11 protein-coding genes are annotated in these 17,590 nt (G+C 38.3%); 10 read left to right on the top strand and 1 reads right to left on the bottom strand.

Annotated features, from left to right (window positions below; genetic code table 11):
• Window positions 1–144: 144 nt before the first annotated feature.
• The 10 genes from DXA05_RS00080 (at window position 145) to DXA05_RS26720 (ending at window position 16,192) form a co-directional block, all read left to right on the top strand.
• Window positions 145–3,336 carry a SusC/RagA family TonB-linked outer membrane protein gene (locus DXA05_RS00080; protein WP_128858609.1) on the top strand — a complete coding sequence of 1,064 codons (3,192 nt, stop codon included), beginning with the start codon at window positions 145–147 and terminating at the stop codon, window positions 3,334–3,336.
• 12 nt (window positions 3,337–3,348) lie between these two features.
• Window positions 3,349–5,031 carry a SusD/RagB family nutrient-binding outer membrane lipoprotein gene (locus DXA05_RS00075; protein WP_061447930.1) on the top strand — a complete coding sequence of 561 codons (1,683 nt, stop codon included), beginning with the start codon at window positions 3,349–3,351 and terminating at the stop codon, window positions 5,029–5,031.
• Window positions 5,032–5,043: 12 nt separating this feature from the next.
• Window positions 5,044–6,138: a glycoside hydrolase family 99-like domain-containing protein gene (locus DXA05_RS00070; protein ID WP_120144752.1), complete on the top strand. Its 1,095-nt coding sequence runs from the start codon at window positions 5,044–5,046 to the stop codon at window positions 6,136–6,138.
• Window positions 6,139–6,206: 68 nt separating this feature from the next.
• A complete protein-coding gene (locus DXA05_RS00065; RefSeq protein ID WP_284515326.1) occupies window positions 6,207–7,865 on the top strand; it encodes a metallophosphoesterase in 1,659 nt (552 codons plus the stop codon).
• 77 nt (window positions 7,866–7,942) lie between these two features.
• A complete protein-coding gene (locus tag DXA05_RS26735; RefSeq protein WP_284515325.1) occupies window positions 7,943–8,230 on the top strand; it encodes a hypothetical protein in 288 nt (95 codons plus the stop codon).
• 120 nt (window positions 8,231–8,350) lie between these two features.
• Window positions 8,351–10,975, top strand: a complete 2,625-nt coding sequence (locus tag DXA05_RS00060; protein ID WP_120144730.1) for a hypothetical protein — start codon at window positions 8,351–8,353, stop codon at window positions 10,973–10,975.
• 132 nt (window positions 10,976–11,107) lie between these two features.
• The gene (locus DXA05_RS00055) at window positions 11,108–13,699 is read left to right on the top strand and encodes a zinc-dependent metalloprotease (RefSeq protein WP_120144731.1); all 2,592 of its coding nucleotides are present in this window, start codon (window positions 11,108–11,110) and stop codon (window positions 13,697–13,699) included.
• Window positions 13,700–13,701: 2 nt separating this feature from the next.
• Window positions 13,702–14,028 (top strand): DUF5118 domain-containing protein, encoded by a 327-nt coding sequence (locus DXA05_RS26730; RefSeq protein WP_284515324.1) that lies wholly within the window; start codon window positions 13,702–13,704, stop codon window positions 14,026–14,028.
• A 20-nt stretch (window positions 14,029–14,048) separates the two neighbouring features.
• On the top strand, window positions 14,049–15,659 hold the full coding sequence (locus DXA05_RS26725; protein WP_284515323.1) for a zinc-dependent metalloprotease: 1,611 nt from the start codon (window positions 14,049–14,051) through the stop codon (window positions 15,657–15,659).
• Entirely contained in the window at window positions 15,656–16,192 is a 537-nt protein-coding gene (locus DXA05_RS26720) for a hypothetical protein (protein WP_284515322.1), read from the top strand. The genes DXA05_RS26725 and DXA05_RS26720 overlap by 4 nt, the downstream gene beginning before the upstream one ends.
• A gap of 99 nt (window positions 16,193–16,291) precedes the next feature.
• Here DXA05_RS26720 and DXA05_RS00045 read toward each other — a convergent pair whose 3' ends face one another.
• The gene (locus DXA05_RS00045; RefSeq protein ID WP_120144733.1) at window positions 16,292–17,578 is read right to left on the bottom strand and encodes a hypothetical protein; all 1,287 of its coding nucleotides are present in this window, start codon (window positions 17,576–17,578) and stop codon (window positions 16,292–16,294) included.
• Window positions 17,579–17,590: the final 12 nt, after the last annotated feature.

The raw sequence follows: 17,590 nt of genomic DNA, 5'->3' as shown, positions 1-17,590 counted from the left end.
AAAATCTATCTTCTACAAATATTTTTTTTGTAAAGTTTCGCCATTAAGAGAATATTAATCTAATATTAATCACCATAAAATATCTTTGGTTCATCTTTAATGCATTAATCAATACTGTATTCTTTAATTTAATAATTAAGTATTATGAAAAACTACTTCCTATTCTTATTCTTTTTAGTAATAAGTGTATCGGGTTATGCGCAAGGAAAGCGTATAACGGGTAAAGTGACAGATGCTGCGGATGGAATGCCTATCATAGGAGCTACGGTGGTAGCTGTTGATCCGGATGGTAAGACGAACGCTAAATCGGTAGGTACAATTACCGATATAAATGGTACGTTTACACTTAATGTGCCTAATGGATGTCAAGAATTGAAATTTTCGTATGTCGGAATGGAGACGAAAACGGCTAAAATTACCGGTTTGACTCATATCAATGTATTTTTGGCCAGCACGGCGAGGGCTCTTGATGAAGTGGTTGTTACCGCTCTTGGAGTGACGCGTGAAGCTAAGAGTCTTAATTATTCACGGCAGAGTGTAAATGCGGAAGCCTTGGCAGAAAATAGTAGTGGCAATCTGATATCTTCTCTTTCTGGTAAGGTGGCGGGGGTTACCATTACTCCTCCGGGAACGAGCAATGGTAGTGCGCGTATTGTCATTCGCGGAACAAGCTCACTGACTGAAAACTCACAGCCCGTATTCGTGATTGATGGTATGATTATTGAAAACGAACCGGGTGATACAAGTGTGACCGTTGATGGTGGTACAGGTTCTACCGACCTTGGTAATCCGGTAGCGGATATCAATCCGGATGATATTGAAAGCATTGAAATTTTGAAGGGACCGAATGCAGCTGCACTTTATGGTTCGCGTGCAGCACAGGGGGTTGTATTGGTGACAACTAAACGTTCGAGCACATTCGAAAAAACAAAAGTATCTTATAGCGGAAATTTTCAATTTGAAAAAGTAAATCAGTTTTTAGATTATCAGAATGGTTGGGGAACAGGAGAGAACTCTTATTTGCTTGACCATAAACTGACACTTCAACCTAATGGTAACAGGCTACAGACAGATTTACCGAATTTCAGTGGTTATAATTCTTCTGCAGGTGCTAAATTGCGTAGCTGGGGAGCACCTTTGTGGGATCAGGTTATCTATGGACATGATGGTGTACTTACTACTCATTCTTCACATCCGGACAATGTGAAGGATTTCTACGAAACCGCCCATCGGTACACGCATACATTGGCTGTGGAAGGTGGTTCGAAAAAGAATAATTATCGCGTATCGTATACGAGAAGTAAGGGTAATAGTGTAGTACACGGTATCAATGAAAGCTTTAAAGATATATTCAATCTCCGGTTGATGAATACGATTACCAAATGGATGACTTTAGATTCTAAAATGACTTACTCACATGAAAAGGTAGACAACCGTCAATATATGAATGGTTCGGATAAGAATCCTATATATGCGTTTGTTACTCTTCCCCGTTCGCTTTCTATTGATGTGTTGAAACATTATAAGGATGAAAATGGAAATGAAATGATTCCGATTGGTGAACGTGGTTATAATCCGTATTGGAATATTTATGAAAATACGAACTCTGACACGCGTGACAGAGTGAGCGGATCGATGAATCTGGAAGTAAAATTACTTCCGGGCTTGAAGGCGGTAGGTAAAGCCGGACTGGATGCTTATTGGTGGAAAGGAATGGAGTTCTTTAATCTGGGTGCACGTAGTGATGTGGACGGTGGTATGAAGAACTGGATCAATAACAGTACTTCTACTAACTTTGAAGCTTTATTGATGTATAATAAAACATTTCATAAAATATCAGTCAATGCCATTGCCGGTATTAGCCGATATGAACGCAACTCGGAGAAAAGAACGGAAAGCGTGAATAGCATATTGGTTCCTGATTTCAAGAATATTTCTAACTCGAATGAGTATCCTAGTGCCACTCAACTGCAATCTAAGAAGATAATCCGTTCTGCTTATGGCTCGGTGTCATTAGGTTACAATAGTTATGTTTATTTAGATGTAACGGCCCGCAATGACTGGTCGTCTACTTTACCACTGGATAATTGCTCTTATTTTTATCCTTCTTTTGGTGCTACGTTTATTTTTACCGATGCATTTAAGATCAAATCACCTATCTTGTCGTTCGGTAAGATTCGTGCTTCTTTTGCTTATGCCGGTTCTGACACAGATCCATATCGGATTAATCAAACCTATAAGTTGGGTAGCATTTATAATGGTTCACCTTTGCAAACCATTAGTACAACTTTAAATAATGATCAACTTTTGCCGGAACGTAACCGTTCTTTGGAACTTGGAGCTGATCTCCGCTTTTTCCATAATCGTTTGGGTGTAGATGTAACTTATTATCGTTCTGATGCCTATGACTTGATAACGAAAGTCGCTTTGCCGGTGCCTAGCGGTTATAGTTTTAAATTCTTGAATACAGGTCATGTACGTAATCAAGGATGGGAAGTTGTGTTGTCTGCTACTCCCGTCAAGACCAAATTGTTTGAATGGAATGCGAATATCAACTGGGCGCGTAATCGGTCGAAAGTAATTAAGGTAGTGGACGGAAATCCTAATGTACAATTATTGAAATCAAGTAATGTCAGTATCATGTTGGAAGAAGGCATGCCTTATGGAGTCATTCGGGGACGTGCTTGGAAACGTGATGACCAGGGACGTAAATTAGTTGATTCTTCAGGTAAAATATTGGTAACGGATAATACGCAATATTTAGGCTGTGCCGAGCCGAAATGGACGGGAAGTTTTGGAAGCAATTTCAGAATCCAGAATTTTACAGTTAGTTTCCTGTTTGATGCACGTATTGGAGGAACTCTTTATTCGGGAACATGGAATAGAGCGACAACAGCCGGTGTTGTTGCCGAATCTGCCGAAGGACGTGAAGGATATTATTTGAGTAATGTGATTTATGGTGAGAGTAGTGCGAAGGCAACTTCCGGTTATCAATATCCGGACGCTTATTTTGAAGACGGAACGCCTTGTCTCTTGTTTGTCAAACCTAATAACCGCTATGCTAGTTTTGATGAAAGATCTGTATTTGATGCTTCCTATATTAAATTCCGTGAACTCTCTGTTGCCTACAGTCTTCCGAAGTCTATCCTAAAGAAATTGCCGATTAGTGGTCTACGACTGGCTGTGGTAGGACGTAATTTGGCTATTCTTCATCAAAATACTCCTAAAGGCATAGATCCGGAGGCTTCTTCTTCATCAGGAAATGCTCAAGGTATAGAATATGGAGGAATGCCGCCCGTATCTTCTGTCGGATTTGATATTAAACTAACCTTCTAAAGATAGAATATTATGAAACAGATTAAAATATTATTAGCCGGTTTTGCTGCAATGGCCATTTCTTTCGTTTCGTGTACGAATGACTTTGAATCTGCCAATGCCAATCCCAATGAACTTAATGAAATTAATCCTGAATATTTGTTCAATACGAGTTCTTATTATACGCTGAATGCTTTTTGCGGAAGTATGAAAAAAGTGTTGTTGGCCAACTATAGCCATTATTATGGTGGAGCTACCGGTGGACAGGTACAACGGTATGGAAATCAAGGTTCAACCAATGATTCATATTGGAAGAATGTATATAACTATGCTATTTTTCCTGTTCACTTTATACAAACGCAAATGGAAAATGACGAGCAATATCACAATCGTGTACTTATTGCTAAAATATGGGAAAATTATCTTTTTTCACAAGCAGTTTCTATTTGGGGAGGTATTCCTAAAAGTCAGGCTTTTAATGCCGGCGAGAGAGTGCCTTACGATAAGGAATCGGATATTTATTATGCTATGCTGAATGATTTGAAAGCATGTGCCGACGGGTTGAAGATGGATGGAGATGTTTATAAAGCAGACCCTATTTTTCCTTCAGGACAGAAATCCAGCGACTTATTGAAATGGAAGAAGTTTGCCAATTCACTACGTTTGCGTTTGGCCGTTCGTATTTGTAATGCTGACCGTTCGAAAGCGACTGAAGTGATTGATGAACTTATGGAAAATGAACAGAACTTGATGACAAGTAATGAAGATAATTGTCTTTTGCAATGGGGAGATAATGCAGATACAAGAAATTATTTTTATGATTATCTGGTCATCAACCGTGAAAGTAATTTGGATAAGCTTCACTCTGCCGGCGAATCGATTCTGATGTATATGGCTCCCTATGCTGATCCGCGGTTGGAGAAATTTTTCACTCCTGCCAATGCTGCTTCTATGCCTGATAACTTCCATTGGGCACCTTATTGGGGACAACCGAAAGTTTCTAATTTGCCTTCGGGAGTCAGCTTGTCTCCCAATCCGCATAGTGGAAAGACGGCTGATGATTACTCTCAATTACAGGATAAATTCACGGAGCAAAGTTATGCAGAGGTAATTATGAATTATGCAGAAGTGTGCCTGTTGAAAAGTGAATTGGTTCATAAAGGTTTGGGAAGTGGTTCGCAAACAGCCGAGGCTTATTACAATGCGGGTGTGAACGCTTCAATGGCTCAATATGGCGTAGATGGTGGAAAAGTGAATAATTATCTTCAGACTCCAGGAATTAAATGGAATACATTGACAGATCTCACAGTCACAGAAGAAGGTGAAGATTATTATAAAGATTTTATCGGCATTGTATCTTCTGCTATTACTTCTGATGAACCTGATCCGATTTATCGTCAGATTATCATGCAGCAATATATAGCTATGTTTTATCAATCGTTGGATGCGTGGACACTGATTCGCCGTAGCCAAGTATTGGAATTTCCGCCGCATTTCCAGCCGGAAACCGGATATGGTGCTGTGAATGCCGGCACCAAGGATAATCCTTATGCTTATATTCCACAGCGATTGGTATATCCCGATAGCGAGAAAACAAACAATGAATATGAATTGACGAAAGGTATTGCAAATCTCGATGGTGGACAAGATGCAATGTCGACTAAGTTATGGTTTGCATTGCCGACTAAGACTAACCCTTATTTGACGAATAATTAAAAAATGAAGGATATGAAAAAGATAACTATTATATTGCTCGGATTCATCGCTTTGTTAGCTGTATCTTGTGATAAAGACGATCATTTGGCTCCTGATAAGAGCAAATATGTGTATGATATACCACAGACGGATTTACCTGTGGATGCGATAGTCGGTGCTTATTATACCAATATAACTTCCTCTTCCAGCTGGTTAAAGTCCGGTAAGAAAATATATGCCGGTACTCCTTTGTTGGGTGAATATTTGTCTACAACTAGTGGAGTGTTACAGCAACAGCTTGCTTGGGCGGATGAGGCTGCCTTGGACTTTCTGATAGTTACTTGGGATGCTGCTTCAGCAGATAATACATTGATTACAAACTTTAAGTCTGTACGTACGGCAACCAATGCAAAAGTCCGCTTGGTGATCAATTATAACACCAAACATCTGAAAGTATCTAATGACAAACCGCTTCAAGAGGAAGAGAATTTGAATAAGATGATCAATGACTTTACGAATACTTTAGTGCCTTTATTTAATGATGAGGCCTATTATAAAATGAACGGAAGACCGGTTATTCTAATAACTCCGTCTAACCTTTCTTCTTCTGCATTGAAGAGTATTGATTATTCTTTGGTCATCCCGGCATTAAAGAAGGCTGTATCAGAATTGGGGTATGATCTTTATACGATTGGAGAATTTACTACCGGTTGGGTAGCTCCGGTGAATTATGAGGAACATCAGATTGCTTCTTTTGATGGAGTGACAGTGAACGACTGGTCAACGAATATGTATGACCGTTATTATGCCTTTTTCAGTTTTGTTGATTTGAATTGGGCCAATTGGAAGGCTACAATAGCCAAATGGAATACAGACTTTGTTCCTTGTATCTTTCCTTCTTATAATGACCGTATCAATTCAACTTCAAGTTATAAATATACTTTCGGGCAAGATGGAGAGACTGCTGATTATATTAATTTCTGTAATGTGGCTAAACGGAATATCGGAAGTAAAAACATTGTGTTAGTCAATTCATGGAATAATTACCAGAAAGGAACGAATTTGGAACCGACGGAGGAAAACAAATCAGAATTTCTGAAGATAACCAGAAATCAATTTAAGAAGTAATAGTTATTAATAACGGGATACGACACATCAGGCAGATCGTCGTATCTCGTGATAACAATAAATAATTTATGAGAAAGAAAATAATATCGGTCGTTTGTTTTCTCTTGGCTGTTTTTGTATCTCATGGGATAGCTGCGGATTCTGCTCCCTTTTTCTTTTTGCAATTAAGTGATCCCCAATTTGGCTTCATGGATAATAATAAGAGTATTTCGGCAGAAACAGAGGCTATGAATAAGGCTGTGACAGCTATAAATCAGTTAAAACCTCCGTTTGTGGTGATAACCGGTGATTTTGTAAATAATTCGAAGAGTAAGGAACAGATTGCTGCTTATAAGTCGATGATTGCTCAAATAGACTCTTCAGTAAAGGTTTATATGATTCCGGGAAATCACGATATAGGTAAGGTCAGCCGAGCTTCTATAGATAATTATAAAAAAAACTACGGAGAAACCCATTTTTCATTCAGGTATGGTGATTGTGCATTTATAGGTATTGATTCAAATATAATAAAAGAGGAGGACAAGGAGAGGGAAGAAGTTCAATTTAAGTGGCTGGAACAGGAATTACAGAAAACGAAGGATGCCAGATTCAAGTTTGTTTTTACCCATTGCTCTGTTTTTCTAAAGCGGATGGATGAACCTGTGAATTATTCGAATTTCTCTTTGCCTATGCGAGAGAAATATGTGCGTTTGTTTCAGAAATATGGAGTAAACGCAATATTTGCGGGGCATTTACATAACAATGCTTATGGAAAGGTGGACGATATGGAAATGATAACGATAGGTCCGGTAGGAAAGGTGCTGGGGACAGGGTATCAAGGGATGAATCTTGTGAAAGTATATCCGGATCGGTTTATCAGTGAATTTATTGCCTTAAATCAACTTCCTAAAGAGGTGGTGATGTCTGATCCGGCGACAAAAACGACGGAGTCGATGAGTCGTGTCCGTTTCAAATCAATAAAGAATTTAGTGATGGCAGGGTATCAGGGTTGGTTTAATACTCCTGAAGACGGTGCTGGTTTGGGTTGGAAACATTTTGAAAAAGAAAAAGAGTTCAAACCGGGCAAGTGTACCATTGATCTTTGGCCGGATGTTTCTGAATATGAGAAAACCTATGAAACGGCTTTTAAGTTACCTGATGAGACACCAGCAAAGGTTTTTAGTTCGTATGATGCTTCTACTACAGATCTGCATTTTAAATGGATGAAGCAATATGGAATTGATGGGGTATTTATGCAACGTTTTGTTGTTTCTATACGAAATCAGAAAGGGAAGGATAATTATAATAAGATACTGAATAATGCTGTTCTTTCGGCGGAAAAGTATGACCGGGCAATTTGCCTGATGTATGACCTTTCCGGTATGGAAGCCGGTGAAGAAGATATATTGATACGTGACTGGAAAGAGCTGTGTGAGAAGTATAAACTAGTTTCCCGGAACAACAATCATTATGTTTATCATCATGGTAAACCGTTAGTTGCTGTTTGGGGAATAGGGTTTAATGATCGCCGTAAATATGGATATGAGCAGGTAAAGAAAATCATTGATTTCCTGAAGAGTGAAGGTTGTTCCATATTGGTAGGTGTACCTACTCATTGGCGGACATTAACGATAGATGCTGTTTCTGATACGAGATTACTTGAACTGGTAAAACAGGCGGATATTGTCCATCCATGGTTGGTAGGACGTTTTGATAATAATACGTATGAGCATATCGTAAATCGATAGAGGAAGATATAAAGTGGTGCAAAGCGAATGGTAAAGATTATATACCGGTGTTGTTTCCGGGCTTTAGTTGGCATAACATGAAAAAGGATGCTCCGCAAAACATGATTCCGAGATTAGGGGGACGTTTCTTCTGGAAACAGGTAAAAGGTGCTGTAGATGCAGGAGCAGAAAGCCTTTATTTGGCAATGTTTGATGAGATAGATGAGGGGACAGCTTTCTTTAAATGTACAAATACACCTCCGGTGGGTGAAAGTTCTTTTATAACTTATGAAGGAGAAGCACCCGATCATTATCTTTGGCTGGCAGGTGAAGCTGCTAAATATTTGAGAGGAGAACTGCGTTCGTCCCGGATGCCGGTTCGATAGGGATGTGGAGTATAATAGCCGGATATATTTCGTTATTGGTGCAGAGTAACTATATTATTTTAATATCCTAAGATTGAAAAAACATATTTTTTATATCTTTGCTTCAAATAAGCTTTTGCTATGAAATATATCCGACTGTTATTTTATATTTTATTTATCTCGAAGACTATAGTCACTTGGGGTGGTGAAAATATCGGAGGCCTTTCTTTTCGTGCTTATGAATATTCAAAAGATGAACGTACTTCATTCATCATACCGTCCGGCAATCAGGGAGTGAGATTCAAAGATTATTTATCTGTTTCTTTTGATTTGAAGATTAGGGAAAAAGGCGAGCATTTTGGTTATGTATGCCGTATGATTGTTGACAATAAAAATAGCCTCAATCTGATATTGGTTAATCCTGTGAACGAAGAGCCTTATTTGTGTTTGATTAAAGACCAGCAATATTTAGGAAAGATACATTCTTCTGCGACTATCGATATTCATGAGTGGAATAGGATAAAGATAGAATTGGAGTATAAAAATGATACGTTATATGTCAGAAATAATGGTTCTCTTATTTCTAAAGAGAAAGTTGCTGCCCCGGATAATCATTCTGTTAAAGTCTGCTTTGGTGCTAATAAATTAGCTTCTTACACAACTTCGGACGTGGCACCTATTATTTTGAAAGATGTACAGATCGGTCTGGAACCTGGGAGCATAAAATATGAATGGTCGTTGGAGCAAGCAGTATCTGACACTTTGCTTCAGGACAAGTTTCGGCAGATGACAGCTTTTATATCAAATCCGGAATGGATTATTAATAGTCATATGTATTGGAAACATAAGAAAACGTTATCTTTTTCATCCAAGACTTTTCCTGTCCCGTGTGAAGATCAGTCGGCATGTTATTTTATTGCAAAAGATCGTATTGTCAAATATGATTTAATACGGAGTACAACAAAAGAATATGTTTTCTCGCCATTGATTGATGTAAATCGGATCACTAACCAGTTTCTTTTTGTTCCTTTGAAAGATAAAGGTAGTCAGTTGGTTTATTATGACTTTGAGAAGCCTGATGGGGAGAATTTGTCTTTCTTCAATTTTCAAACAAAAAGTTGGTCTATTCCTATCCAACGGAAAAGGCAGTCTTCTTATACACAACATAATCGGTTTTTCAATCCAAAAGATTCATCAATTGTACAAATTCTGGGATATGGATTTCATTTGTATACCCGTGAGTTGAATAGAATATCTCTATCGGGTGAAGTGATAAAGGGAGAGTTGCCGGATGTGATTACTCCTCGCTATTTGAGTGCCATAGGGAAGACCGATTCGCTGGTTTATATTTATGGAGGATTGGGAAATGACTTGGGCAAACAGGAGTATGGGGTCGTTCATTATAAGGATTTGTATAAATTGAACTTGAATGATTATTCTTTGGAAAAAAAGTGGGCTATGCCGGAGAATCTTTGTGATGAGGTAGCTGCTTCTACGTTGATAGTTGATGAAATAGAAAAAGGTGAACATGCAAAAGGATTGTTTTTTTCTTCAGGTCGTTTTCTATCTTCTCTAGTTTTGAAAGATTTAAATTTGGAGAATGGACAAGAAACTGTTTTAGGTGATACAATACCTTATACTTTCTTAGATGTTAATTCTCATGCAGATTTAATTTATCTTGCTTCAGAAAAATGTTATTACGCTGTAACAGTTCACCAAGTAGAGGGGAATAATTATGAAGCTAATATTTATTCTATTGCATCTCCAGTGTTGCCTATTCAAAATATAACAGTACAGGAAAACAGGGGGACTTGGTGGAAATTACTGTTTATATGTATTTGTGTAGCAGGTTTAGGGGGAATTGGGTGGAGATTAAAGAATAGCAGAAAGCATGATAAGAAAGAAGCTATATCTATTTCACAACAAGATATTTGTGAAAAAGAAGAAGGGGTTGTTTCAGATATAAATAGTGAAAAAGAAATTCAAGAAAATGACCACCTATATTCCTCGTTTGAAGCTCCTGTATTGAACACCACACCAGGAATTTATATGCTAAACGGATTTCAGGTTATTAATCGGGATTTAAAAGACATTACCGGAAAATTTACGCCTATTATGCGTCAATTATTATCTGTTATTATTCTTTATTCCAATCAGAATAATAAGGGGATTTCTAATATCAAGTTAAAAGAATTGTTGTGGTATGATAAGTCCGAGGAGAGTTTCTCTAATAACCGTAGTGTAAATATACGTAAGATACGTCTTTTGTTGGAAGAGGTAGGAGATACGGAGATATCATCAGCAAATGGTTATTGGTACTTTCTTAATAAGGGGCATGTATATAATGATTATACTATAGCAAATCAATTGATGCAAAAGATGGCGCCTTTAGATGTGGTCCATAAGGAAGATCTAGAAAAATTATTGAGTCTGGCTTCATTTGGTCAATTGCTTCCTAATATGCAATTTGATTGGGTAGATAGTTTTAAAGCAGATTATTCCGATTCAATGATTGATCTTCTGAGTCGGTTAAGAGATAGCAAGCAATTTGTAGGAAATGATAACTTGAGAATACAAATCTCAAATTGTATTCTGCGATTTGATTCATTAGATGAAGAGTCTGTTCGCGTTAAGTGCCGTGCTTTAGTGGATTTGAAACGTATGGGAATGGCATATACTGCATTTGATCAATTCACCAAGGAGTATAAGCTAATATTGAATGAGGATTTTAAATATAGTTTTGAGCAGTTTATAAGTGAAGTGTAATTTATAGGTTGATGTATTACAAAAAATATTGTGTAGTTTTTCTGGAGGAAAAGTCGATTTTATTGGAGTTAATTCTTTATAATTCTTAAATTTGTATCCTATTACAGAATATGAATTAACACTATTATCAAAATGAAAAGAATTTGGGTGGCTCTTTTGGTGTTTTCTATACTAGGAGGGAGTGTATCAGCAAATGCTATTTCTTTTAAACGCAAAAAGTCAAAAAAGAAGGAGTCTGTTGAGAAAGAAAAAACTGCTTATGATAAACTGTTCTCATCTAATCATTCAAAAGCAGAAGGTTTTATCACTGTACATAAAGTAAAGGAGAAAGTTTATTTTGAACTTCCCTTATTAATGTTGCAACGTGATATGTTACTAGGTTCTACAGTAACAGAAATTAGTGATAATAAGAATGCTATTATTGGTTCGAAACCTACCGAACCTCTTCATTTTCGTTTTGAGAAATTGAATAATAAAGTCTGCTTGTCGGCAGTGCAGACCAATAATGTGGGTGATGACAATGGTCACCGATTGAAGGCAGCTATTGAGATGAGTAATATGAATGCCATTCTGCAAGTATTTGATATTTCGGCTTATAATAACGACAGTACGGCAGTTGTTTTTGATGTTACCGATTTCTTTGTAAGTGACAATAAATTAATGTCCCCGTTCGATAAATACAGCGTGAATACATCAGGGGGACGTAAACGTTTGACCTCATTTCAAAGTAACAAATCATTTATTGATGGTTTTAAGGCTTTTGAAGATAACATATCAGTCCGTAGTTGCTTGAATTATACTTATTCGTTGACTGGGGGCAAAGGGAAAGACATAAAAGACGAACCTCTGACCGCAAAGGTAACCCGTTCGATTATATTATTGGATACGATTCCTTATCGTCCCCGATTGATGGATAGCAGAATTGGCATTTTTCCTACAATGAAAAATGAATATTCAGCTGCTAAACAGACAACTCGTTCTATCTATTATGCAAATCGTTGGCGTTTGGAACCTTCAGATTTGAGAGGTTATATTGAAGGGAAGAAAGTGACTCCTATTAAACCGATTGTATTCTACGTAGACAGTTGTTTTCCTGAAAGTTGGAAAGCATCTATATTTGAAGCTGTCAATCAATGGAATGAGCCATTTGAAAAAATCGGTTTTACACAAGCTATCCAGGCTAAAGAATTTCCGAAAGACGATCCGGAATTTGATGCGGATAATTTGAAATATTCATGTATCCGTTATGCTCCGATAGGGATTGAGAATGCAATGGGACCATCGTGGGTTGACCCTCGTAGTGGAGAAATATTGAATGCTTCGGTATATCTGTACCATAACGTCATAAAATTGTTGAATAATTGGCTGTTTATTCAAACTGCTCAAGCCGATAAGCGTGTACGTCATAAAGTAATTCCAAGAGAGGTGATGGACGATGCTTTACGTTATGTCGTTTCTCACGAAGTGGGTCATTGTTTGGGATTTATGCATAATATGAGTGCTTCTTCCGTAATTCCCGTAGATTCGCTCCGTTCTCCTTCATTTACGCAGAAGCATGGTACTACCACTTCCATTATGGATTACGCGCGTTTTAATTATGTGGCACAACCTGGTGATATGGAACGGGGAGTACGTATGATGCCGCCATATTTTGGTTTGTATGACGATTATCTGATTCGCTGGAATTATACACCTGTGCCGGAAGCTAAAACTCCGGAAGAGGAATATGCCATCACTTCGAAGTGGATTACGGATTTATCAGATAATCCTGTATATCGGTATGGCAAGCAGCAGTCGGATATACTCGACCCTCGTTCTCAAACGGAAGATTTGGGTGATGATGCAGTGAAAGCAACCCGATATGGAGTGAAAAATCTGAAATACATTCTGGCTAATCTGAATCAATGGCTAGGAGAAGAAGATGTGGATTATACACATCGGTCGGATATTTACGATGGTATAATCATGCAATATCTGACTTATATGTTGCATGTATATCATAATATAGGAGGAATCTATTTGCATGAAAAATTGGTTGGTGATAAGGTGGAAGCCTTGCAGGTTGAACCTAAAGAGAAGCAGAAAGAGGCAATGAATTACTTTTTGGAGCAATTGGCGACCTTGGATTGGCTGGATGATGAAAATGTGCTGAAGGTACTGCCTATGGTAGGGAAGCCATCGGAGGCTTTGCGGGATGTAATGATGAAATTATTGATGAAAGCTCCTGCCCGGGTAGAATTCTCGGCATTAAAAGCCGGTAAAGAAGAAGGATATGATGTTGATGAATGTATGAATGATATTTATACATATATATGGAATCCTACTATACAAGGACGTAAATTAAGTGCTGCTCAAATGAAACTGCAGAATTTGTTTATCAAACACCTGGCTTCGACTGCCGGAATCCGATTGAGTAAAGATACTAAATCATTGAAAAGTGAAGAAGATGCATGGGGGCAGTTAGCTGCTTTTCATCATAAAACAGGTGTAGGGCATAAAGGATGTTGTTGTGCGTCCGATCTGGGGCGTATGTTTAATCCAGTGGCTGGATTTGACGAACCAATGGCAGAGTATTTTATTCCCAAAAACCAGGATAGTATGTGTTATGGTTATTTCCTGCGCATACGTAATTTATTAAACAGCCGGAAGCAACATGTTGATAAAGATACGCGGCTTCATTATCAGTTATTGCTTCATCAAATGAATAATGCATTAAACAGATGATTATGAAGAATAAATATATCTTTTTGCTCTTTTTATCAGTATTTGGTGTGTTTGTCTTTTCTCCTTTGGAGGCTGTTGCCAAAAAAAAGAAAAAAGGGAAAATAGAGCAGGTTAAACCCAAAAGCGCATACGAAAAACTGTTGAAGGATAAACCGAATAGCGTCGAAACTAAAGGACTGATGAATCTTTATTGGGTAGACGATAAAGTATATATGGAAATACCCAGAGATGTGTTGGGTAAACGTTTGCTGATGGGAGGTGTAGTCGATAAACTAAGTAACCCTCAGGAATCATCTGTTGGCTTTTGCCTGTTGCACCTTTACAAGTGAAATTCTGCCGGTCCGATTCTTTGGTTAGGTTATATCAGGTAGCGGACCGTCCGGTGACAGAACAAGATTCCCGTATCGGAGATGCGCTGAAAAAAAGTTTCAGTGATGTCATTTTAAATCAGTTTTCTATAAAGGCTTATTCTCCGGACAGCGCTTTGGTGATTGACGTTACATCTTATGTTTTTCAGGATGATAAATACATGAATCCGATTGATCCGAAAGCATACAATACGATGGGGGGCTGGGTGAAGCGTAAAGCCTCTTTCAAACAGAAACAATCAATGATATCCGGAATAGCTTCTTATCCAGATAATGTATCTATTTCATGCTATATGAGCTATGAATTAGCGATGTCATTATTCGGTATTTTTCCGATAGCAGAAAATATTCCCTTCAGCGCAGTTGTGAAGCGTACTTTTATGTTATTACCGGAAGATGGGGATTATTGTCCTCGTTTGGCTGATCCTCGTATCGGAACTTTATGGAGCGGCAAGGTGAATTTTTCGGATAAGGAGCAAGGCAGCAACATACAGTATTGGGTGAATCGCTGGAACCTGGCTGTTGATAAACCTGTTGTTTTCTATGTGGATACGCTGTTGCCTGAAAAATGGCAGAAGTGTGTGTATCGTAGCGCTGAGATATGGAACAAAAGCTTTCAGAAAATAGGTTTTTCTAATGCGTTAGATGTGAAACCTTACCCTAAAGATATAGGATTTGATGCCAACAGTATTACTAAGTCTTGTATCCGGTATGTCGTTTCACCTTCCGGTCAGATTACGGATAATTATTGGAGTGATCCGTTGACAGGAGAAATAATAAGTGCCAATATTTATATCCCTCATAATTTAGCTTCGAAAATTCAGCTGAATTATTTCTTGCAGACAGCTTCCTTTAACGAGAAAGCCCGTACATTGATGCCGGATGAAGATTTGGTGGAAGAAGCATTGACTTCGTTGTTGTTGAGGCATTGGGGGCATTGTTTGGGGTTGACGGATAATATGGCAGGATCTATTGCTTATCCGGTTGATTCGCTCCAATCGAAAGAGTTTGTAAAACAACATGGGTTGTCTGCGTCAGTCATGGATAAGTTGCCGATGAACTATTTACTTTCGGTTGATAATTATAGTACTGATATACCTTTGACGCAACAAGTACTGGGAGAATATGACCATTGGGCGATTCGTTATCTTTATCAGCCTATGAATAAGAAAACACCGCAAGAAGAATTGCCGGATCTGCGGAAACTGGTTTCTGAACGGAATCAGAACCCATTATTGCTTTTTAAACGTCCGCAGAGCAGGAAAGCTTATTATGATCCTCGCGGAATGGAGATGGATTTGGGAAATGATGCTATTCGTGCGGCAACCATTGCTTTTGAGAATTTGGGTAAAGTAGTGGCGAATGCAAACCAATGGTTAGACAAGGAAGATTTCAACTATGAAAAACGAGCCTCACTATATGGAGAAATTATCAATCAGGCGGATGAATACGTGAAGCATGTATTGCAGCAAGTTGGTGGAATCTATTTGAATGACAGTTATCAAGGGGATAGTTACCCTTCTTATCAACCGGTATCCAAAGAGTTGCAACGTCGTTCGTACCAGTGGATGATGGAGCTATCAGTCAAATGAACTGGTTGGACAATCGGGAACTGTTGAATCATTGTGCGCTGACAGGTAGCGCTGCTGACTATTCACAGAAGTTTTTCGCCAATTTGCTATTAATACAGCTCAATAACCTTTGGCTTAGCGAAAGCAAATCGAGTGACCCTTATACGCAACAGCAGGCTGTTGAAGATTTGAAGAATCATCTTTTCAAGGAAACAAGGGCAGGAAAGGAGCCTGACGACTGGAAACGTTTCTTACAGGGACAATTGCTGAGTTTTGTCATTTCTTGGTCGAATGTAAATGTGCCGAAAGGGAAAGATGAGACAGCTAATGCTTCTTCTAAACTGACTATTCAGACTGTCTGTCCTTACCGGGGGATGACGGCAATTGAGAGCATTCCTTATTCTTCTGCTCCTGAACGGGCTCCATTCTGGTATGGCTGTCTGTTGGATTTGAAAAGTGAGTTTACGAGAGCGAAATCAGTAGCACCTAACCGGGAAATGCAAGAGGAGTATGATTACCGATTGTTTACGATTGAGAAGGCACTGCGGAAATAGATATAATCTATAAAATGATTAGATATAAAAAAGCAATTAATTCGTGATAAGATGAATTAATTGGCTTATATTTTTAATGAAGTTTTTCTTCTGTTTTGTTTATTCTACTACCCTTGTGAATGCGTAGGTTATACCAAAGAAACTCGCATCGAAATAATGACCGTACTCTTCAAACGTTGAGCTGAAGAAATCAGTTGGTATAAAATCGTGAAAGTAAATGATGATATTATTATCATCTATCTTATCCAATCCTATAAATGCATTTCCAAGCTCTGTTTTTCTCTTTGAGAAACAACGATTCACTTGCGAGGTGATGAAATAAGGAGCGTCATATTCTTCGTCAGCTATCCAGTTATAGATGCCTTTCTCTATATGGTCGAAAACAACAGTGTGTCCTTGAGGATTGCAAAAGAAGTTCTTTAAATCTCCCGTCAGGTATGGGATTATTTTATCTGTACCATCTTCTTGATGTACAAATTCCAGGTAGTCATTCGCTCCATTGTTTTCCGGCAGACTATTTACCCAGTCTTCGTCAGGCATACCAATATATACATAGTTGTCTTTATCTTTAATCTCTACAGGTTTCCATTTGCCCAGCATGTCAGTAAACTTTAACTGATCCAGTTTTATATTATAGGATACAAATGAGCCCGGATAGTAGAGTTCGGAGTTGTCAACTGGTGTACCTAGTTTAAGGATAGCGTTTTTTCCTGTATAATCTTCTGCTCCTTCTTTTATTTTTATCTTAAAACGTGTGTAGTAAGAACCTTTTGGAATGGTGACGGAAGTTATTCCGTTTTCAAGTTCAAAATCTTCGTTCAATATGGCTGTACTGGACGGGTCTATTTCTATCGGCAACACGATGTCTGTTGTTGCCCTGAAACTGCTGCCGCTATTTTCTCCTTCCACTTCGATTCTAATGTCTATTTCACTTAACAGACGATAGATCACAGGCTTGAAAGTATACATAATGTGCTCTTTCACTTCAACGGGGATAATCGCTATTTTCTTGTCACCGAGCGCATATCCGGAAACCGGGTTGATGGAAAGGCGGATTTCACGGTTGGCAGTCAGGTTGTTTTTGGGAGTAATGGTTAAAGTGGCACTTGTTTCTCCGGCTTTTATCATGAACCCGTTAGCAGAAATTTCATAGTCTTCATCCAATATGGCAGTACCTTCAATGATGACAGGAATGCTTAAGTCTGTTTCAGGTGCTACAGAAGCTCTCAATTCCACTTCCAGGCTACCGTTAGAAGGTAATATGTATATGGAGCGACTAAAAGATAACTTTGCACCCGACGAGTCGTCATCACTGCAAGCTGCCGACACTATGATTAGTATAATCATTAGCAGGAAGGAGCCTGTTATTTTGATTTTTGTTTTCATTTTAATCCCTTT

The sequence above is a fragment of the Bacteroides sp. AM54-2NS genome (genome assembly GCF_003602935.1).
GTDB lineage: Bacteria > Bacteroidota > Bacteroidia > Bacteroidales > Bacteroidaceae > Bacteroides > Bacteroides xylanisolvens.
This window is presented reverse-complemented; position numbering and strand designations above follow the sequence as displayed.